Genomic DNA, 18,396 nt, shown 5'->3' with positions numbered 1-18,396 from the left:
CGCCGATGATTCCGGAGACGATCCTCGGGATCTTCATGATCTTCTGCCGCGTCGGCGGCTGCCTCCTGGTCACCCCGGGTTTGTCCAGCACACGGGTTTCGCCGCGCATCCGCCTGCTCATTGCCCTGACGGTGACCCTGGCGGTCGCGCCGCTGCTGCTTCCGAAATTCGGCGCGAGCCTGCGGAATGCCGCGCCGGCCGACACCTTCTGGTGGATCGGGTGCGAGACGCTCACCGGCCTCGCCATCGGGTTCTTCGGCCGGTCCTTCTATTTTGCACTCGAAACGATGATGAACGGCCTGGCGACGATGATCGGCCTCGGGGGCATCCCCGGGAACCCGGTCGCCGACAACGAGGCGGCCTTGCTTGTCGGCTCGCTGATCATGATGGCGGCGACGGTCCTGGTCTTCACCATGGACCTGCATTGGGAACTCTTCCGCGGCCTGGTCGCCTCCTATGACCGCATCCCAGCCGGCAATCCGTTCGGCGCGCAGCCGATGCTGACGGGTCTCGTCGATCGGACCACCGCGGCCTTCCTCATGGCCCTGCGCCTGACGAGCCCGTTCATGGTCTATTCGGTGATCGTGAACCTCGCCCTGGGTCTCGCCAACAAGCTCACGCCGCAGATTCCGGTGTTCTTCATCGCGACGCCGTTCATCCTCTTGGGCGGGTTTCTCCTGCTGATGGTCCTGTCGAGCGACATGCTCGGCCAGTTCATCCTCGAATACGAGCACTGGCTGAGAAGGGGCTGACATGCAGACACGGCTCCTCCGAACGCGGCGGCTCCTTCGCCTGCAGGAACGCATGCACCGGCTCGCAGAGCGGGAACTGGCCGCCTTGGAGCAGCAAGTCCGGGCGGCCGACAGGGCCCAGGAAGACCTGATTCGCGCGCTCAACGAGGCTTCGGCCTTCCACGAGCCGATCCGCGCCACGTCGGTCGGCCGCCTAAAGGCCCTCGCGGTCGCGGCGCAGGACCTGCGCGGGGAGCGGGACATCTCCGCGCAGCAGCTTCGCGACCGGGCCAGCCGGCACAAGCGCACCGCGTCATGGGCCGGCCGCCTCGAAGACGAGCACCGGCACCGCCTGGAGAAGCGCGATTGGGCCGAGCAGCTCGACCGCCTCACCGATCCCGCGAGGCAAGCCTCCGGTCAGCCAGGCCAGTTAGCTTAGCGGGCGAACTGAGCTTGTCCGCAACCGCGACGGATTCGGCCGGATCCGAGGATCAGACCTGTCGCGGCCAGGCCCCTCTGAATACGAGCGCGCTGTGAGCGTCCAACCACCTTCCGATATCGTCCTCGACGTGGCGCGCGCCGCCGATCCGACCCGCTATCAGGCGGCCGTGACCAAGCTCACGCAGGCCGCCTCCGGGGATTTCGCGGCTGCGCTGGGCACCGCCTCAAGTCTTCGGACCGGCGTCCCGGTCGCGCCGCAGCCGAGCGCCGACGCCGTGCTGACCCGTTTCCGGACCGCCGCAACGCTTCCGGCGCCACGAGCGAAGGGGAGCCCGGCCCAGCAATTCGAGGCCTTCGTCCTGCAGACCTTTGTCGAATCCATGCTTCCTCAAGAGGCTTCGGCGGTCTTCGGCAAGGGCAACGCCGGTTCAATCTGGAAGTCGATGCTGGCCGAGCAGCTCGGCGCCCAGCTCGCCAAGTCCGGCGGCATCGGCATCGCCCGGATGATCGACGCCGCGCATCCTGAGACCGGCGATGCGACGCACGCCACCCGGACGCCGACGGTCTAGACCGGCCCGCCGGCCTCGTTCAACGGACAAGGATCATGCTGCTCTCGACCCTCAATCGCCTCGAGGCCACAATCGAAGCCGAGACCGCCGCGCTGACGGTGCACGACCTGCGGGATCAGGATGAGTTCAACCGCCGCAAGAGCCAGAGCCTGGTGGAGCTCGCACGTCTCGGACGGGCTATCGACGCGACGGCTCTCAATCCCGCGGAGATCGACGGCTTGGAACGGGTCCGCGCCAAGCTCCGGCGCAATCACGAACTCCTGGGCATCCACCTGCGCGCCATGCAGGAGGTCTCGGATATCGTCTCGACCATGATCCAGAGCGCGGAATCCGATGGCACCTACTCGGCCGCCCTACGCTATCAGGAGTGACCGCGCGTGACCCGAATCGTCCTCACCGGTCTCTGGATCTGCACGATCACGGTGCTGTCCAGCTACGCGGTGATCACCTGGATGCCCGACCTGCCGCGGCCGAGGGCCGAGGAGTACCTGGAGGGACTGAGCTATCAGAAGCTGCGACCGCTCAACATCCCGATCATTGCCGAAGGCAGCGTTCAGGGCTACATCCTCGCCACAATCATCTTCACGGCCGAGGCGCATCTGATCAAAGGTGCGGGCGTGACACCCGCGCCGTTCGTCATGGATGAGGCGTTCCGCCAGATCTATGCCGACGGTGACCTCGACTTCCGCAATCTCAAGAAATACGACATCAACAAGCGCCTCGACGAGGTCAAGCACCGGGTCAATGAGCGGCTGGGTTCCGAGATCGTCAAGGACGTTATGGTCGAGAATTTCAACTTCGTGACGAAGAAAGATATCCGCAGCTAAAGCCATCTCTAATAAGAAGACGTCCGTACTGTTCTGACAATTTCGATAACGGTAACGGATAAATATTTCTGCCAACCTCACTCCGTCTGCGCAATCAAGCGGGGAATGAGTCCTGCCGCTTGTCCAGTACGAGGGCTGCGGAATGCTGATGTCGCGTCCGCCCCACCTGCGATAACGGCCTGATCGGCCCCCACGGGGTGGTCCAAGGGTCGAGTCGCTTCACCACAGATTGCTTGGCCGGCGGAGTCGGTCGGGTAAGCGCAGCCCGCCAAGCGGTGAAGGCTGGCATGTACACGTCCGGTGCCGGCGGGCGGTATCCCAGCGAGGCGTGCGGGCGCACGGTGTTGTCGTGTCGTCTCCAGTTTTCGATGACGACCTGCGCCTCCGTGAGTGTATAGAAGATCTCACCGTTGAGCAGTTCGTCGCGAAGCCGCGCGTTGAAGCGTTCGACGTAGCCATTCTCCCACGGTGAGCCAGAAGTGATATAGGCGGTCTTGGCTCCGACGCCGGTGATCCAAGCTCGGACAGCTTTCGCGACGAACTCCGGCCCGTTATCCGAGCGGATGTGGCCCGGTACGCCACGCAGGATGAACAGATCTGAGAGCACGTTGATCGCCTTGAGCTTGCGTGCGGCCCGGATCGCCAAGCATGCATGTGTGAACGCGTCGACCACGTCGAGCATCCGGATCTTGCGTCCGTCATGCGTGCGGGCCTCGACGAAGTCGTACGACCACACGTGATTGCGGTAATTCCGGGCGAAGACGGATGCAGGCGCCGTCGTTGTCCCAGATCCGCCCTCGTTTGGGCTGCTTGGCCGGGACGGGACCTTCAGGCCCTCGCGCCGCCAGATCCGCTCGACGCGTTTGTCGTTGACGAACCAACCGGCCGCCTTCAGCAAGGCGCTGATCTTTCGGTAGCCGTAGCGCCCGTACTTCTCGGCCAACGCCACGAGGTCGGCCGTCCGCGCCTCTTCGTCGTCGCGCCCCCGCGGCACCTTGCGCTGTGTCGAGCGATGCTGACCGAGCGCCCGGCAGGCGCGACGCTCGGAGACGTCCATCGTCAGCATGATGTGTTCGACACAGGCGCGACGGCGCGAGGGGCTCAGAAGTTTCCCCGAGACGCCTCCTGCAAGATCAGCTTGTCCAGGGTCAGATCTGCAATGACTCTCCGGAGCCGTTGCTTCTCCGTCTCAAGATGATTCGTCCGCTTCACTTGATCCGACTTCAGGCTGCGGTATTCTATGCGCCAGCGATAGTACGTCACCTCAATTTCTTGCGCGAGGTTGCGCGCAACCACGGGGGGAGCAGCCCGCTCGCCCGGCCACGCCTCCGCTAGGATTAAGTAGCTTTGGAGCCGATATCCCTACTGATAGCCTCCTCGTCCGCGATGGCGCGATCTATAGCTTCGATCTCGGCCTGCACATTTTGAATACTGTCCTGCTGATCTACGAGTTTTCGGCGATTCATCACCATCTCGTCGCGGAGTGTTTTTAACGCATCAACCGGACTTAGCATGCTGCCCCTCCTTTTGATCCTCGCGGTGCCGCGCGCGGTCCTGCCCTGCGAACCGTGTTGCTCTCCTTGAAGTCCGCATCTCGCGCCAACCGCAATGTTCTGAGACTCATGGTTCGCTCGTCGAAATTAACTCGCTTCGCCTCGGCCTCGTCACGAATAGTCTGAGCATTTGCTTCTGAAATTTCTTCTCTGGAACTCGGCGTCACCAGTTGACCGCGGAGATTAAACGGCACATTGGACATCGCGAAAAACCCACCATCATCTGAGTGATATAGATGGTGTTGGCCCACCCAGTTTACGACCGTCGCTTTCTCTAAGATTTTCTTGCCAAGCTCAGGCCGGAATCAATTTGGCGGCGGACCGCCGGCTCCTCAAGCTGCTCTGTAAGCATCAACGTGCCGGCACCTCCGCATAGCGGATCCCGCCAGGATAGCTGCCGGTGAGACCAGCGCACCGCCATCTCAAGGGTGGCGAGCAGAGCCAGAACGAACAGGACCATGTTCGGGATCGACATCGGCTCGTTCTCTCAGGATCGCTTCCTCGGGCTGAGCCCTCGTGTCAGGCTCACCACGACATCGTCGCCCTTGGATCCGGCCTCGGCGCCTACGGATGCCGCCTTGGCTTCTTCGACCCGCTTAGCGACCTCCATCACGAGGTGTTCCACCGAAGGCGGCCATGGCACGCCGTTGTCGAGAAGCATCCGGGCCGCACGGATCAGCATGGTGAACTGTTCCGGCGGGATCGATGTGCCCGCCTCGTGCAGTTCGAGGATGCGACCGGCGATCGCTGCGGCCAGCCCAGCGACCTCAGCCATCTTGTTGGGCTGACCGCCGGCCTCGCTCACTTCAGGTGCTCGGCGAGGGCCTCGCATCCATCCTCGCGCGTCATTGCATTTTCGACCCGGCCTTGGCGGCATCTCGTTCAAGGCGCGCAGCCTTCAGGCGTGCGGTATTCTGATCCGCAGCACTGACTGCCGGCTGATTAGGGACCCGGCCGCCGGAACGATCCTGCATTTTCGCGAAAGCCGCCTCAGCCTGGATGCGCTGTTTGCTGTGGCTGTCTGCCATACGATATTCCTCGGTTCGCTCCCTCTGACCGTCGCGCTACCGCGGCGACCTGGTCGGCGTGCCGGTTAATGCGCGACCGCGTCGTCGCGGAAGCCGCGGGCATCGAAGATCCGGCGGACGACGCCGGCGCGTTTCGCCTCGTCCAGCCACGCCGTGACGTAGGCGAGGGCGCCCGGGCGGCCTCGCGGGACGGCGACGGCGACCTGCGTCTGCTGGAAGCCGCCGCTGACGATCCGAGAGCCCGGGACCTGCTCGACGATTGGTCGAAGCGTGTCGCGTGAGAGGGCGAAGGCATCCGCCTGCCCGGTGCGCATGCGATCCACGGCCTCGGCCACGGAGGGAATCGCGACGGGCTGCGTATGCGTCAGGGTGCGGGCGGAGGCGCGGAACGTCGTGGTGCCGTCGATCGCCAGGACCCGGAGCCCCGGCCTGTCTACCTGCGTCACATCGGTGATGCCGGAGGCGCCGCCAACCAGGTAGGTGCTCTCCAGATCGTAGTATCCCGGCCCGAAATCGAGCACCTGCCGCCGCGCCGCGTCGACCGGCATGAAGCTCACGTCGATGGTCTCGGCCTGGAGCGCGGCGGCCGCAGCGCCGGAGTTCGGGAACAGAGTGACGGCCCGTGGGAGATCAAGCCGCCCTGCGAGATCGGCACTCAGGTCAGCCGTGACGCCGTCCGGCGTGCCGTCTTCTAGGCGGCGGACGAAGATCAAGCCGGCGGTCGGCGCCTCGATGAGGCCGACCCGCAGCGTACCCGTCGGGGCCAACTCGGCTTTGACGGCTGCGTCCTGAGCGTGGCTGGAAAGCGTCATGCTGGCGAAAATCGCTGCGGTGGATAGAAGCGAGCGAGCCCACGGCAGGGAACGCGCTGGAGGGCTCTCGCGGTGACACCTTGGTGACACCCGCGATCCCTGCATCAGGGCTTGCCCCTGCTAAGTCATTGAGAAGACTGGCGCACCCGACACGATTCGAACGTGTGACCTTTGCCTTCGGAGGGCAACGCTCTATCCAGCTGAGCTACGGGTGCAGGCCGTGGCTATTCCCTAGCCCAACGGCGGCGCCGGCGCAACGGCGGCGATGCCGTCGTGCTCCGCCGACAGGACAGCGCAGATCCGGCATCGGTGTTGCCCCGGGGCCCTTGCCTTCGCGCCGTGTTTTCCGGCCCCTGGTCGCCGTCAGAGAGATCGTGGAGCGGATACAGGTGGCGGAGGCGGTAGGCGGCCCGGAGCGGAGGGCGAACAATTTCGGATCGCTGCGTCTCCTGTTCGCGGTTCTGGTGATCCTCGCCCACGCCCCCGAACTGGTGGACGGCGATCGCTCGCGCGAGTTGCTCACGCAGGTCTTCGGCACCCTGTCGCTCGGCGAGGTCGCGGTCGACGGGTTCTTCCTGGTGAGCGGCTACCTGATCACCGCGAGCTACTGCGCCAAGCGCTCCTTCGGCGATTTCGTGCTGCGGCGGGTGCGGCGAATCTACCCGGCCTTCGTGGTGGCCTCGCTCCTCTGCATCGCGGTCGTCGCCCCGTTGAGCGGCGGCGATCTCGCGGCGGCCTCGCCCCTGCAGACCCTGCTCCGGCTGTCGCTGCTGCTGATGCCGGTCGTGCCGGGCGCCTTCGCAGAGCTGCCCTATCCGCTGCTCAACGGCGCGATGTGGACGATCCCCTGCGAGTTCGGCTGCTACCTGCTGCTCGGGCTCGTCGGCACGGCCCGCGCCCTGCGGCGGCGCGGGCGCTACCTCGCCCTGATGGCAGGCCTCGGCGCGCTGCTGGCCCTGCGCTGGCTCTACCTGCCCATCGCGCATCCGGGCGACGCGCTCGGCTCCCTGTCGGAGATGATCCGGCTCACTTTCGTGTTCGCCTGCGGCGGCGCCTTCCGGCTGTTCGCCGACCGGATCGCCTATACCCCGCGCGGCGCGGCCGCAGCCGCCCTGCTGCTCCTGCCGCTGATGTTCAGCCGGCCGCTGGCCGAGCCGGCCTTCGCGATCCTCGGCGGCTACCTGATCTTCTGGTTCGCCTTCGCGGTGCGCCCCAACGCCCTCAGCCGCGCCACCGCGCAGGTCGATCCCTCCTACGGGCTCTACCTCTACGCCTGGCCGCTTCAGAACCTGCTGATCGCCCGCATCCCCGGGATCTCCCCCTGGACGGTGGCGGGCCTGGCACTGGCGGCCGCCATCCCCCTCGGGATCCTGAGCTGGTACCTGATCGAGCGGCCGATGCTCGGGGATCGGCCGGGCTCGCGCGGCGCGAACCGGCTGGGAGCCGGCGGAGCCGTGCCGGCAGCGCCTGCGCTCGGCCGCTGAGGCGCCGGTAACCCGCGGGCTGTTCGCGGGTTACCGGTGGGCGGGCAGGGCGGCACGACGGGGGCCGGGCATGTCGGAGACCATCGATCGCGGGACACTCGACCGGCTGATCGCCCTGGGACGGGCCAGCGGGGAGCTCTCGGCGGACGACCTGCGGGCCACGCTGCCGGTGGAGCGCATGGCGGTCGACGACCTGGTCCTGGTGATGCTGGAACTCGAGGCGGCCGGAATCAGCGTCGAACCCGAGGCCTTCGGACCGCCAACGGACCGGCCGGTCGCGACCGCGCTGACCCTCCCGGCGCAGGATCCCGGGGTGCCACCCCCGGTCCGGCTGACGGACGGGGCCGGCACCGCGGCGTCCGGGGCGCGGGACCCGGCACCGGTTCAGGCCGCAGGACCGGCCCGGGCTTCGGACGAGGCCGACGGCGCCACCCGGGCCGTCGTGCTGGCAGGCCTCGCGACGCTGGTGATCCTGGGCGCCGTGCTGCTGATGCTGTGAGGCACCGGGGCGGAACGCTTCGGCCGGCGGCCCCGTTGGCCCGGGTCTGTCCAGCGCCGGAGAGGAAGAGCCCGAACGATGCGCCAACACCCCGACGGAACCCTGGCCCTGCTGGTCGCGGCCCTGCGCGCCGGGACAGCCCATATCGAGGCCCTGCTGCAGCTGGCGCGGACCGAGACCGACGGCAATATCCGAGCGATCGTGTCGCTCATCGGCATCGTCGGAACCATCCCGATCCTGCTGATCGTCATCTTCTTCCTCGGCCTCGACGCCGTGGTGAAACTGCTGGCGGTGCCGCTCGGCTCCGAGGCGCCGGCGGCGCTGATCGTCGCCGCACCGTTCCTGATCGTAGCCCTCCTGCTCGGCTGGCTCGGAGCGCGCCGGATGGCGCTCTCGAACCTGGAGCCCTGGCGGACATGGCGGCAGGTCAAGCGGGACGTCCGGGAGGTCGCGCGGACCACCAGGGCGTGACGCTTCGAGACTGCATACGAAACGGTTTTGCCATTTTTCGACAGTGACATGTGCCCGATCTCTGCGGTGCCACATGAGCGGTTTTGCGCCCAGCGCGGCAGGATCTGCATCGCTCTGGGGCTTGTTCCCTCACACCGGGTGCCCGCATGCGCGGATCCCCAAGGAGCACCCCGGGCATCGTGGCGGTTCCCGGAGATCGCCTTGAGGCCTGCGCCGCGCGGCGATCCTTCGGGAGGACGGCCTGGGTCGGACAACCGTCAGCGGGCGACGCCCGGAAGCCGGCCCTGGCGGGACGACGATACGCCCCGCCTCACCACTTGTAGCTGACCTTCGCCAGTACCCGCCGGGCCTCGCCGTAGAAGCACGAGACGTTCGACTGGCAGGAGGCGACGTAGCGCCGGTCGCCGATATTCGCGGCGTTCACCTGGAAGCGCCAGTTCTCGTAATCGTAGTGCACCTGCGCGTCGAACAGCACGTAGTCGGGCACCCGCAGGGTGTTGGCCACGTCGGCGAACGAGCTGCCGACGTAGCGCACGCCGCCGCCGAAGCCGAAGCCGCGCCACGACCCGAACGGGATGGTGTAGTCGGCAAACAGCGAGGCCTGGGTCTGCGGGATGTTGACCGGAATCTTGCCGACCCGCAGCGGATCGGCATCCCGCACGGTGGTGAAATCGAGCTTGGTGAAGGACGCCACGAGGTTGAGGCCGTCGGCGACGTTGGCCACCAGCTGCGCCTCGAAGCCGGTGGAGCGCACCGCGCCGACCTGTGTCTGGAAGATCGTGTTCACCGGGTTGGGGGTGAGCACGTTGTTGCGGTGGATGTCGAAGCCCGCCAGCGTCAGGAAATAGCCCTGGCCGGGCGGCTCGAACTTGATGCCGCCCTCGACCTGATCGCCGGTATCGGGCCTGAAGGCCCGGTTGTTGATGTCGGTGCCGACCTCGGGCTGAAACGAGGTCGCGTACATGATGTAGGGCGCGAGGCCGAAGTCGAAATTGTAGATCGCCGCCGCCCGGTAGGTGAAGGCGCTGTCGTTGCGGCCGTTCGTGTTGGCCGGGTTCAGGCGGTCGTAGACGGTGTTCTGGACGAAGTCCTGGCGGCCGCCGAGGATCAGGGTCAGCTCCGGGGTGAGCTTGATCTGGTCCTGGAAGTAGAGGCCGACCTGCTGGAACGAGTCGGCGTTGATCAGGTAGGGCGAGGCCGAGACCGCCTGCGGGCCGTAGATCGGCGCGAGGATGTTGAGGTCCGGGCCGGGGAAGCCCGAGGCCTGGTTGTCGTGGATCTGGAAGTTCCGGTACTCCACGCCCATCAGGAAGTCGTGGCGGAAGAAGCCGTCGGAAAACCTGGCCTCGGCCTGGGTGTCGACGTCGAGCTGCGCGATCTTCGCGTTGTCCCGGAACAGGTAGCGGCCGAGCCGGGTCTGGAGCGGGTCGGTGTAGCCGAGCTGGCCGATATACGAGTTCTGATAGCTCTGCGTGTAGGCGTAGCGGGCGTTCTGGCGCACCGCCCAGGTGTCGTCGAAGACGTGCTCGAACTCGTAGCCGATGAAGGCCTGGTCGCGCTGGTAGGTGTTGAAGCCGGCATCGCCGACGTTCAGCGCGCGCGGGATGCGCAGGCCGAGCACCGTGGGCCGCGCCGTGCCGTAATAGGGCAGGAAGTTCGCCGTCACCGCCGTGTTGTCGTGCTGGAAGCTCGACAGCACCGTGAACTTGGTCGACCCGTCCGGCTTATAGGTGAAGGCCGGGGCGATGGAGTAGCTGTCGTCCGGCGCGCCCTGGACCTGCGTGCCGCCGTTGCGGGCATAGCCGGTGAGCCGTGTGAACCAGTGGCCCTCCCGGTCGGCCGGGCCGCCGACGTCGAAGGCGGCGTAGCGCTGGTCGAAGGAGCCGCCGCCGACCTCGATGTAGCCGAACGGGTTCTCGGTCGGGCGCTTGCTGATCTGGTTGATCAGGCCACCGGGATTGCCGGCGCCGAACAGGATCGCGGCAGGGCCGCGCAGCACCTCGATGCGCTCAAGCCCGAACGTGTTCACCCGGCTGTAGGCGAAGCCGTAGTTCAGGAGCTGCAGGCCGTTGAGGTAGAGGCCGTAATCGCTGACCACGAAGCCGCGCAGCTGGAAGAAATCGAGGCGCGTGTCGGCGCCGAACGTGCCCGCATAGGTGCCGGCGACGTACTGGGTCGCCTGGGTCAGGGTCTGGGCGTTCTGGGTGTCGAGCTGCTGGCGGCCGACCACGGTGATCGATTGCGGCGTCTCGATCAGCGGCGTGTTGGTCTTGGTCGCAGTGGCCGAGCGCTTCGCCACGAAGCCGTCGATCGGCCCGGTCGGGCTCTCCACCGCGCGGGCGGCCGCTCCAGCCCGGGCCGCCGGGACCGGGGCGGCGCCACCCTGGCTCTCGACGCTGAGTTCCTCGAGCTGCACGCTGCTCCCGGCCGGCGGGCCTGAGACGCCGCGGCGCGGCGGCGTGGCGTCCTGCGCCAGCGCCGGGCTCGCGGCGGCCTGCGCCAGGATGGCGAGCGAGACGCCGGCCAGAAGGGCGCGCAGGGTGGGACGCAGGGGGGGGCGCTCGGCGCCGGGACGGGGGTGAGCGACTCTCATTGTACCTAGCCGTGTGCGACGCCGCGGGCAGCCGGTCGCGTTCGCCGGATCCGGGACCGACGCGGTTGCCGTGCTGTTTAGAACTGTGATAAACTACTGTGATTATTAGCGTTTCTCCCACCCGGACTACGGCCAGCCAAGCGCGGCCGCAAGCGGCCTTCGCGCGGAAGGCGATGGCTGTTGCTGCTGCGACACGCCTCGGTGGCGCGGCCGGCACGGCGCGCTCTACCGGGACCGGGGCGCCCGGGCAGCCCGGCGCCTCCGCCCTCGGGGCAGGGGGTGGATCGCGGGCGGGGCTCCGGTTGGAGAGCCCGGCGTTACTTCATACGGCCGGCGATCCAGCCGGCCAGCATGTCGGCCACGGCGTCGCTGTTGGTCTCCAGCATCATCATGTGGCCGTTGCCGTGCAGATCCCGGTCGGCGAGGCGGATCACGTCGGGCTTGGCGCCGGCCTGGGCCAGAAACGCCTCCGTGCACGTGTCGTAGGGGGCGTGGAAGGAGGCCTCCGCGGTGACCAGCACGGTCGGAACCTTCGCGAGGTTCGGCAGGGTCCGGGCGGGCTCGCCCTGCAGCCAGCAGCGCACATGCCCGTCCGCCGCCTTGGCCTGCTGCGCCACGATCAGGTCCTCCGGCGCCTTCACGGGCGGATCGAAGGTCAGCGGCATACGGGTCAGCCCGTAGGCGCGGGCGCGGCCGTCGCCGGCCTTCTCCCAGAAATCCTTGCCGCCACGGAACTGCACGTCGAAGAAGGGCGGCCCACTCGGCTCGACCGAGACATGCGCCTTCACGAGGTCGGGGCGGGCATCCGAGACCGCCCAGCCGAACAGCGCCGCCTGGCCATGGGTCAGCAGGATCGCCGGCCCGACCTTGTCCAGCAGCGCCAGCAGGGCGGGATCGACCAGTTCCTCGGTCTGCTGGCTGTTGGCGAGGAACGGGACCTGGCTGGCGAAGAACTGATCGAAGCCGGCATTGCCCTGCACGCCGGGCCCGCCCGGCCACCGGGTGTGCAGCTTGGCCTGCGGGTAGAGGTCGTAGATCTCCGGTGCCGTGTGGGTCCGCTCGAGGCTGCGGCTGCCGAGCCGGTCATAGGGACCGTAGACCTCCGGGTTGGTGCCCGAGCGCCCGCGCCCGACCTGATCGACCACGTAGACCTGATAGCCCTTCTCGACGAAAGACTGCACCCAGCCCGGGCGACCGTCCGCCGTGGCGAGGAAGTTCACGCCGGTCTGGGCGAGGCCATGCACCATCACCAGCGGGTAGGGTTGCGTAACCCGCGCCGGTGTGCGCGACTGCACGAACATCTGGCCGACCATCACGGTCTTGTCGCCGAGCTTCTGGTAGCGGCCGCCGATGTAGAAGTAGCCGGCCCGGGTCACCGGCTCGTCCGGTGCCAGACCGGACGGCTGGGCCGGTTCCCGCGCCGGTGCCGGGACGGTTCCCGGAGGCGCGGCCTGCGACGCGGCCCGGGTTGGCGCCGGGACCTGGACCGGAACCATTCCCTGCGCCCGGGATGGTCCCACGGCCAGGATCGCCCCCTGAACGGCGAGCAGCGCTGCGAGGGCGCCGTTCGCGATGCCGTTGCCGGCCATGCCGTCTCTCCCGATGCGCCCTGCGCCGCGCGGGCGCTTATTGCGGGAAACGCAACGCGCGGCCAGCCTCGAAAGCTGCACCGTCACGCCACGTGACGCGCGGCACGAGCCCGAACCCACGCGCATGCCAGGCGCGACCACGGCAACGCTGGCGCCGCGGTCGCGGCGCGCCCACTTTGGGAGGACACCGGCGCCGTGCGCGGCGCCTCTCGCCCGGATCGCCCGGGACGAGACCCAGCAAGGACTCACGCCGTGGACCCCGCTACCGCCAAGACCCTGGTCTCCGCCGCCCTGGTCGCATCCATCGCCCTGTTCAGCCTGATGTCGTTCCAGGCGTTCTTCGCCCAGATCGTGTCCGACCTCCGCGACGCCCGGTCCGCGCTGAAGCCCGTGCCCGTGCCGGTCCGCGCCGACCGCCGGACCCCGCCCCAGGCCTGAGCGGCCCGCCGGTTTGCCAAGCCTGGGGCCGTCCTGGCGCGCAGCGCTGGCGGACGGCGTCTGGATCAGGCCCCGTCCTGCCGGGCCCGCGCGCGCAGGATGAATTTCTGAACCTTGCCGGTCGAAGTCTTGGGCAATTCCCCGAACACGACGTGGCGCGGCAGCTTGTAGGAGGCCAGCCGCCCCCGGCACCACTGGATCAGCTCGTCGGCGCTGGGCGTCGCGCCCGGCTTCAGCTCGACGAACGCGCAGGGCGTCTCGCCCCATTTCGGATCGGGCTTGGCCACCACCGCGGCGGCGGCGACCGCCGGATGCTTGAACAGCGCGTCCTCGACCTCGATCGACGAGATGTTCTCACCGCCCGAGATGATGATGTCCTTCGAGCGGTCCTTGAGCTGGACGTAGCCGTCCGGGTGCTTCACCCCGAGGTCGCCGGTGCGGAACCAGCCGCCCTTGAAGGCGGCCCGGGTGGCGGCGGGATTCTTGAGATAGCCGCGCATCACCACGTTGCCGCGCATCATCACCTCGCCGATCGTCGCCCCGTCGGCGGGCACCGGCTCCAGCGTCTCCGGATCGCGGACGTCGAGCGCTTCCAGAACCGGATAGCGCACGCCCTGGCGGGCCTTCCGGGCCGCCCGCTGGTCGGCCGCGAGCGCGTCCCAGTCGGCGTGCCAGGCATTGACCACCGCCGGGCCGTAGCTCTCGGTCAGGCCGTAGAGGTGCGTGACGTCGAACCCGGCCTCCGACATGCCGGCCAACACCGCTTCCGGCGGCGGCGCGGCGGCAGTGAAGAAGGCGACGCGCCGGGGCAGGTCGCGGCGCTCGGCATCGGGGGCGTTGATCAGCATCTGCATGACGATCGGCGCGCCGCAGAGATGCGTGACCCCGTGCTCATCCATCAGCCGGTACATCGCCTCGGCCCGCACCTGCCGCAGGCAGACATGGGTGCCGGCCACGATCGACAGCGTCCAGGGGAAGCACCAGCCGTTGCAGTGGAACATCGGCAGGGTCCAGAGATAGACCGGGTGCTGGCCGAGCCCGCCCGTGATGACGTTGCCGAGCGCCAGCAGGGCCGCGCCGCGGTGGTGGTAGACCACGCCCTTCGGGTCGCCCGTGGTGCCCGATGTGTAGTTCAGCGTGATCGCGTCCCACTCGTCGTCCGGCAGATTCCAGTCGTGCTCCGGGTCGCCGCCGGCCAGGAAGGCCTCGTAGTCGGTCTCGCCGAGGCGAACGCCGGGGCCGTCATATTCGGGGTCGTCGACGTCGATGACGAAGGGTTTCGTCGCGAGGCCGCCGAGGGCCGCCGCGGCCGTCTTGGCGAATTCGCGGTCGGTGATCAGCACCTTGGCCTCGCCATGCTCCAGGCAGAAGCGGATCGCGTCGGCGTCGAGACGGGTGTTGAGGGTGTTGAGCACGGCCCCGGTCATCGGCACGCCGTAGTGGCACTCGATCATCTCGGGGGTGTTGGCGAGCAGCGCCGCCACCGTGTCGCCGCGGCCGATCCCGCGCGCCGCCAGCGCCGAGGCGAGACGGCGCGCGCGGGCATAGAGGTCGCGGTAGGGCCGCCGCAGGGCGCCGTGGGTGACGGCGACCTGATCGGGGAAAACCCGCGCGGCCCGTTCGAGATAGAGCAGGGGAGTCAGCGGCTGATGGTTGGCCGGCACGCGGTCGAGGTCGCGGTCGTAGATCGTGTCGCGGGCCATCCCCGTCCTCCCGGCAAAGTGTTGCCGGGACAGTAGCTTGCCGGTGCGGATGCGATCAATCAGGCTCCTTCCGGAAACCCGGTCCGCGTTTTTGCCGTGAGAAGCCGGCATTGTTTCGGGCCTCAAGCCGAGCGATGCGCGGCACGCACCGAGGCCCGATGCGGATCGCCTCGCGTCGTCGAAACATCGGAAGGCGTCGACCGCTGCCGGATCTCGCGCGCTGCGCGCCCTCCTGTGCGAAGCGATCACACCGGGCAGGCGCGTGACGCTGTCCCCGAACGGCTGGACTGCATGCGCGCCATGGGCGGTCGGCGCCCGTCACTGCTCCGGTGGTTCCGACCCGCAGATCGCCGCGTCCGGGCTGGCGGACACCAAGCGCGTGCTTCGCGTGTCTGCACCGCGATCCGCCGCGGTGTCAGCCGCCCGTCCGGCCCGGGCCAGAGCCGGCCGCGGCGGTCGAGGCGGTTTGCTTCCACGCCCACGCGTGTTGAGCGGAGGATCGCGTGGGCGTGGAAGGCCAGCGATGGGCTGGTGAGACCTCTCTGGGCGATCATGGTTAACGAGGCCTTACCACTGGGTCGGGCAAACAGCGGCCAAGCCGTCGAAGGGGAATCGCGCCGGGCTTTCCGGAGGCCGCCGCGTCCCGGTCAGGCGGCCAGGGCTGAGATCTTGGCTCGGGTCTCAGAGCGCGCCTCCGCGTCGGCAGGAGGGACGTGGCCGACCGGTCCGAGCCGTCGGCGGGCGTCGAACCCGTCCACCCACTCGACGGTGGCGAACGCGACCGCTTCGAATGAGCGCCATGGTCCGCGCCGGTGGATGACCTGCGCCTTGAACAGGCCGGTCCCCGTCTTGGCGAAAAACTATCCTTGCTGTGATCGAGAGAACAATCCGAGTGGCAGATGCGCGACCGTCAATCCTGTCTCGTCACGTACGACGAGCGTCCAGAGACTATCCATATCGATGGCCTTCAGGTCATCGGCTATTTCGCTGATGACGGTTCGGGCATCGGCCAACGCTTGCTCCAGGTCCTCAGCCTCGACGCCCTGGTCGTCTCGAACCGTTTCCCGTCCATTGTCGACGTCGAAGTAGAAACGTCTGAACATCCCTGCCCCCGACCATCGCATGTGCTGAAGGCGACTTTTATCAAGCCCCGCGAACCTGCACCAAGGTACAAGGTAACCTACTTTTCAGAAGCCTTTCGGCAACATGATGCAAGATCAAGGTTTGTCAATAGCTTTTAGGTGCTGACATGACAATCCTCTCCAAGACAATAAATGATGAAACCTGCGATGTCGCAAGCATCAACAAGGTTCGCGTCCACATACGCAAGGTCCTATTGGATGCGATAGGCCAGTCAAATCAGAAGCAGATCGAGGCCCTGGTCCTCGATCTGTGTTCCTGAGCGATCTCCCGGGGTGGCTTCACTCAGCTTCGGTTGACGCGGCGGCCTGTTGCGCGACCTGGAGACATGTCGGAACGGCACGCCCCCTAGCGATCATGGCCGCTCACGGATGGCCGAGCCCTGCGTAGCCCCTGTCTCGAAGCGATTCGGCGAATCGGCGCCACACCGCGCGGAGAACTCCGCAACCCGACCCCATGGGAGACGCTCTGAATGCCCGCTCTGACGTGCCCGGACCCGGCTGATCGCCACGGCTGCGATGCGGCGGCGGAACGTCCGTCCGCGTGCTCAGGGCTGTGCCCCCCAAGGCCGCCGATGTTTCCGCATCCTGATCCGTGTTGCCCTGCTGACGGCGCTCGTCCCGCGCCGTGTGGCGGCAGCGCAGTTCGCAGCTCGTCAGGAGCCTGTGCACGCTGCCGGCGACACGACATCGCTCTCGATCACACCGGCAGCCGAGATGGCGGGCAGAACCGAGCGGGCGGCCGGAAACGCGCGCCTTCGGACCGATGGAGCTGAACGAAGAGGTCGCCCACCCTGAGCTGGAGCGCGTGGCTCTCCAGTCCCGGATGAGATGCCTGGGCCACGCACAGACAAGTGCCGTAGCCATCAGCCGCTCGCCCGCAACCCGAACAGTTTCCATAATATCGGTCGGTCACCCAGCCTGCGCACGGCCGGATGAGACGGGATGCCAACCACCCCCGCAAGTTTTCACGGCTTCCGCTTTCCAGCCGCGACTGACAATGCTTGTCTTGGGCGCACCCAACAGAAATATCCAGCCCCTCGGAACGTCGCGATCCTGAAACAGATCGAGGCGGAACCGCCGCTTCTGCGGCTGCGGGTGAGCCGTCGCGCCGGGTCAGCGCATAGCGGATTGTGGTCAGAGCACCGACAACCGATAGGCTCGCGCGTGCCTGGTGGCCGGCGGGTCGCGCGACCGCCCCCTGCGGGACCGGACCGGGGCCTCCAGGGCGGCGGGACGATCCCAGCCGCCGGCCGACGCCGGCCGGTGATGACGTGCCCGCCCTCATCGTCCGATGGTCGCGCTGGAGTCCGGCCGGTTCAGACATTCCGTCGCGCCGCGTTGCGATGCGTCAGGCTCTTCCCGCCGCCGGCCTCGGCGGCGCATGCAGGCGATTGAGCCGGAAGCTGTCCTCGCCCCGCACAAGGATGCAGGGCAGACTCCGCTTGCTGACGACGACGGGCGCGGAGTCGTCGTGGCTCCAGATGTGGCTCTCGACGTCCGGCGTCATGTAGCGCGATAGCACGGCGGGACGCGGCGCGACGGTGTGGTTCGGCGGTACGCCGTGCCAGAGGCCGCCCTTCGTCAGGAAGTACTCTCCTGGCTCAAGCTCCATCGTGACGAGTTCGTGCGGCGCGTTCTCTGGATGCGTGGCGTCTGCGAGCGCGAGCATGCTGGCGGCGTCGCGCAGGTCGCAGGCACCGTTGCGTTGACTCTCGTGCAGCGAGACCTCGTAGCGATGCGTCCCCGGGATCAGTTGCAGCGCCCCGTTGTCGCTTGTCATCGGCGCGACCGCGAAGGTTATGTGGACGCCGCCGACCATCTTGTTGTCGAAGTCCACGTGCCAATCCTGCCCCGAGCTGCCGGGCTGCCGAACGATGATCCGGCCTTTCCAGAGGAGGATGTCGGGACCGAGGATGGACTCGACGTCATCGAGCAGCTGGGGCTGCACGGCGAAATCGTAGAGCGGGCGGAATGCCAGATGGCCGTCGACCTGTTGAAGACGGCGATCGCCGGTCAGACGTGCTTTGGACAGGATGCGGCCGAGGACGCCGGGGTCTCGGTGACTTTCGATGAAGCGGCGCAAGGTCTCGACCTGAGCCGTGTCACGCAGCGTGAACGGTCCGGCAAAGCCTAACGTGTTGAAAGCCGAGAGCGGTGCGAAGCGCTGACGGCCCGAGGGCGGGGGCAGAACCGCGGCCGATGTCGACGACATGTGCACTCCTGCAGATCGCTTCGGAATTGCTTGAGCCGAGCCAGGGGCCGTGATGGCGGCGCCATTCACGACCCGTCCCATGAAGTACGACGTCGCGAGATCGCGGTCGGATCCGTTTCGGGATTATCGCTTCGTCCTAAACGTGATTATGCCAATTCTCCGGCCTATCAGATTGACAAAAGTCAAATCTGCTTCAAACGCCAAGCTTGCGGATCCGGATTTTTCACTTTAGACCAAGTATAAAATCGGATAATTTTATTGTATTTTCACGTCAATGGGCCGATTTTCGGCACGCGTATAGCAT

At 67.3% G+C, this 18,396-nt stretch carries 20 protein-coding genes, 1 tRNA gene and 1 pseudogene; 9 read left to right on the top strand and 13 right to left on the bottom strand.

The window, feature by feature from the left end; genetic code table 11:
- Positions 1-5: 5 nt before the first annotated feature.
- The 5 genes from fliR to JOE48_RS00680 all read left to right on the top strand — a co-directional run bounded on the left by fliR (position 6) and on the right by JOE48_RS00680 (position 2,568).
- Positions 6-752, top strand: coding sequence for a flagellar biosynthesis protein FliR (fliR, locus tag JOE48_RS00700; protein ID WP_210025946.1), 747 nt, complete (start codon positions 6-8; stop codon positions 750-752).
- Between the two features lie 52 nt (positions 753-804).
- Positions 805-1,170, top strand: coding sequence for a hypothetical protein (locus tag JOE48_RS00695; protein WP_210025944.1), 366 nt, complete (start codon positions 805-807; stop codon positions 1,168-1,170).
- A gap of 94 nt (positions 1,171-1,264) precedes the next feature.
- The gene (locus JOE48_RS00690; RefSeq protein WP_210025942.1) at positions 1,265-1,741 is read left to right on the top strand and encodes a rod-binding protein; all 477 of its coding nucleotides are present in this window, start codon (positions 1,265-1,267) and stop codon (positions 1,739-1,741) included.
- Between the two features lie 35 nt (positions 1,742-1,776).
- On the top strand, positions 1,777-2,112 hold the full coding sequence (locus JOE48_RS00685) for a flagellar protein FlgN (protein ID WP_210025940.1): 336 nt from the start codon (positions 1,777-1,779) through the stop codon (positions 2,110-2,112).
- A 6-nt stretch (positions 2,113-2,118) separates the two neighbouring features.
- Entirely contained in the window at positions 2,119-2,568 is a 450-nt protein-coding gene (locus JOE48_RS00680; RefSeq protein ID WP_210025938.1) for a hypothetical protein, read from the top strand.
- A 94-nt stretch (positions 2,569-2,662) separates the two neighbouring features.
- On the opposite strand, the gene JOE48_RS00675 is transcribed toward JOE48_RS00680, so the two are convergent.
- The 7 genes from JOE48_RS00675 to JOE48_RS00645 form a co-directional block, all read right to left on the bottom strand.
- Positions 2,663-3,634: an IS3 family transposase gene (locus JOE48_RS00675; RefSeq protein ID WP_245252669.1), complete on the bottom strand. Its 972-nt coding sequence runs from the start codon at positions 3,632-3,634 to the stop codon at positions 2,663-2,665.
- 271 nt (positions 3,635-3,905) lie between these two features.
- Positions 3,906-4,082: a hypothetical protein gene (locus tag JOE48_RS00670; protein WP_210025936.1), complete on the bottom strand. Its 177-nt coding sequence runs from the start codon at positions 4,080-4,082 to the stop codon at positions 3,906-3,908.
- Positions 4,083-4,395: 313 nt separating this feature from the next.
- Entirely contained in the window at positions 4,396-4,596 is a 201-nt protein-coding gene (locus JOE48_RS00665) for a hypothetical protein (protein ID WP_210025934.1), read from the bottom strand.
- Positions 4,597-4,608: 12 nt separating this feature from the next.
- Positions 4,609-4,926 carry a hypothetical protein gene (locus tag JOE48_RS00660; RefSeq protein ID WP_312893035.1) on the bottom strand — a complete coding sequence of 106 codons (318 nt, stop codon included), beginning with the start codon at positions 4,924-4,926 and terminating at the stop codon, positions 4,609-4,611.
- A 40-nt stretch (positions 4,927-4,966) separates the two neighbouring features.
- Positions 4,967-5,149 carry a hypothetical protein gene (locus JOE48_RS00655; RefSeq protein WP_210025932.1) on the bottom strand — a complete coding sequence of 61 codons (183 nt, stop codon included), beginning with the start codon at positions 5,147-5,149 and terminating at the stop codon, positions 4,967-4,969.
- A 65-nt stretch (positions 5,150-5,214) separates the two neighbouring features.
- A complete protein-coding gene (locus JOE48_RS00650) occupies positions 5,215-5,961 on the bottom strand; it encodes a transporter substrate-binding domain-containing protein (protein WP_210025930.1) in 747 nt (248 codons plus the stop codon).
- A 138-nt stretch (positions 5,962-6,099) separates the two neighbouring features.
- A tRNA-Arg gene (locus JOE48_RS00645) sits at positions 6,100-6,176 on the bottom strand.
- Positions 6,177-6,350: 174 nt separating this feature from the next.
- Between JOE48_RS00645 and JOE48_RS00640 the strand changes: the two genes are divergently transcribed.
- The 3 genes from JOE48_RS00640 to JOE48_RS00630 all read left to right on the top strand — a co-directional run bounded on the left by JOE48_RS00640 (position 6,351) and on the right by JOE48_RS00630 (position 8,415).
- Complete coding sequence (locus tag JOE48_RS00640) at positions 6,351-7,445, top strand: acyltransferase family protein (protein ID WP_210025928.1); 1,095 nt, start codon at positions 6,351-6,353, stop codon at positions 7,443-7,445.
- Positions 7,446-7,515: 70 nt separating this feature from the next.
- A complete protein-coding gene (locus JOE48_RS00635) occupies positions 7,516-7,944 on the top strand; it encodes a hypothetical protein (protein ID WP_210025926.1) in 429 nt (142 codons plus the stop codon).
- 78 nt (positions 7,945-8,022) lie between these two features.
- Positions 8,023-8,415 carry a phage holin family protein gene (locus JOE48_RS00630; protein ID WP_210025924.1) on the top strand — a complete coding sequence of 131 codons (393 nt, stop codon included), beginning with the start codon at positions 8,023-8,025 and terminating at the stop codon, positions 8,413-8,415.
- A gap of 310 nt (positions 8,416-8,725) precedes the next feature.
- Here the strand turns inward: JOE48_RS00630 and JOE48_RS00625 are convergent, their stop codons facing one another.
- Entirely contained in the window at positions 8,726-11,008 is a 2,283-nt protein-coding gene (locus JOE48_RS00625; protein ID WP_210025922.1) for a TonB-dependent siderophore receptor, read from the bottom strand.
- 317 nt (positions 11,009-11,325) lie between these two features.
- The gene (locus JOE48_RS00620) at positions 11,326-12,597 is read right to left on the bottom strand and encodes an alpha/beta hydrolase (RefSeq protein WP_210025920.1); all 1,272 of its coding nucleotides are present in this window, start codon (positions 12,595-12,597) and stop codon (positions 11,326-11,328) included.
- A 252-nt stretch (positions 12,598-12,849) separates the two neighbouring features.
- Here JOE48_RS00620 and JOE48_RS00615 point away from each other — a divergent pair, with 252 nt between their 5' ends.
- Positions 12,850-13,035, top strand: a complete 186-nt coding sequence (locus tag JOE48_RS00615) for a hypothetical protein (RefSeq protein ID WP_210025918.1) — start codon at positions 12,850-12,852, stop codon at positions 13,033-13,035.
- Positions 13,036-13,100: 65 nt separating this feature from the next.
- Here JOE48_RS00615 and JOE48_RS00610 read toward each other — a convergent pair whose 3' ends face one another.
- From JOE48_RS00610 to JOE48_RS00600, 4 genes and pseudogenes are all read right to left on the bottom strand, one after another.
- The gene (locus JOE48_RS00610) at positions 13,101-14,738 is read right to left on the bottom strand and encodes an acyl-CoA synthetase (protein ID WP_210025916.1); all 1,638 of its coding nucleotides are present in this window, start codon (positions 14,736-14,738) and stop codon (positions 13,101-13,103) included.
- A gap of 647 nt (positions 14,739-15,385) precedes the next feature.
- A pseudogene (locus JOE48_RS30035) lies at positions 15,386-15,592 on the bottom strand (IS3 family transposase); the annotation flags it as partial.
- A 6-nt stretch (positions 15,593-15,598) separates the two neighbouring features.
- Complete coding sequence (locus JOE48_RS31135; protein WP_409518546.1) at positions 15,599-15,841, bottom strand: DUF6894 family protein; 243 nt, start codon at positions 15,839-15,841, stop codon at positions 15,599-15,601.
- Between the two features lie 1,387 nt (positions 15,842-17,228).
- Entirely contained in the window at positions 17,229-18,092 is an 864-nt protein-coding gene (locus JOE48_RS00600; RefSeq protein WP_210025912.1) for a phytanoyl-CoA dioxygenase family protein, read from the bottom strand.
- Positions 18,093-18,396: the final 304 nt, after the last annotated feature.

Origin of the sequence: Methylobacterium sp. PvR107, assembly GCF_017833295.1 — a bacterium.
GTDB lineage: Bacteria > Pseudomonadota > Alphaproteobacteria > Rhizobiales > Beijerinckiaceae > Methylobacterium.
This window is presented reverse-complemented; position numbering and strand designations above follow the sequence as displayed.

Coding starts and splice junctions, on each gene's coding strand:
- fliR (WP_210025946.1), top strand. CDS start 6: ATGATTCCGGAGACGATCCTCGGGATCTTCATGATCTTCTGCCGCGTC.
- JOE48_RS00695 (WP_210025944.1), top strand. CDS start 805: ATGCACCGGCTCGCAGAGCGGGAACTGGCCGCCTTGGAGCAGCAAGTC.
- JOE48_RS00685 (WP_210025940.1), top strand. CDS start 1,777: ATGCTGCTCTCGACCCTCAATCGCCTCGAGGCCACAATCGAAGCCGAG.
- JOE48_RS00675 (WP_245252669.1), bottom strand. CDS start 3,634: ATGCTGACGATGGACGTCTCCGAGCGTCGCGCCTGCCGGGCGCTCGGT.
- JOE48_RS00670 (WP_210025936.1), bottom strand. CDS start 4,082: ATGCTAAGTCCGGTTGATGCGTTAAAAACACTCCGCGACGAGATGGTG.
- JOE48_RS00665 (WP_210025934.1), bottom strand. CDS start 4,596: ATGTCGATCCCGAACATGGTCCTGTTCGTTCTGGCTCTGCTCGCCACC.
- JOE48_RS00655 (WP_210025932.1), bottom strand. CDS start 5,149: ATGGCAGACAGCCACAGCAAACAGCGCATCCAGGCTGAGGCGGCTTTC.
- JOE48_RS00650 (WP_210025930.1), bottom strand. CDS start 5,961: ATGACGCTTTCCAGCCACGCTCAGGACGCAGCCGTCAAAGCCGAGTTG.
- JOE48_RS00635 (WP_210025926.1), top strand. CDS start 7,516: ATGTCGGAGACCATCGATCGCGGGACACTCGACCGGCTGATCGCCCTG.
- JOE48_RS00630 (WP_210025924.1), top strand. CDS start 8,023: ATGCGCCAACACCCCGACGGAACCCTGGCCCTGCTGGTCGCGGCCCTG.
- JOE48_RS00625 (WP_210025922.1), bottom strand. CDS start 11,008: ATGAGAGTCGCTCACCCCCGTCCCGGCGCCGAGCGCCCCCCCCTGCGT.
- JOE48_RS00620 (WP_210025920.1), bottom strand. CDS start 12,597: ATGGCCGGCAACGGCATCGCGAACGGCGCCCTCGCAGCGCTGCTCGCC.
- JOE48_RS00610 (WP_210025916.1), bottom strand. CDS start 14,738: ATGGCCCGCGACACGATCTACGACCGCGACCTCGACCGCGTGCCGGCC.
- JOE48_RS31135 (WP_409518546.1), bottom strand. CDS start 15,841: ATGTTCAGACGTTTCTACTTCGACGTCGACAATGGACGGGAAACGGTT.
- JOE48_RS00600 (WP_210025912.1), bottom strand. CDS start 18,092: ATGTCGTCGACATCGGCCGCGGTTCTGCCCCCGCCCTCGGGCCGTCAG.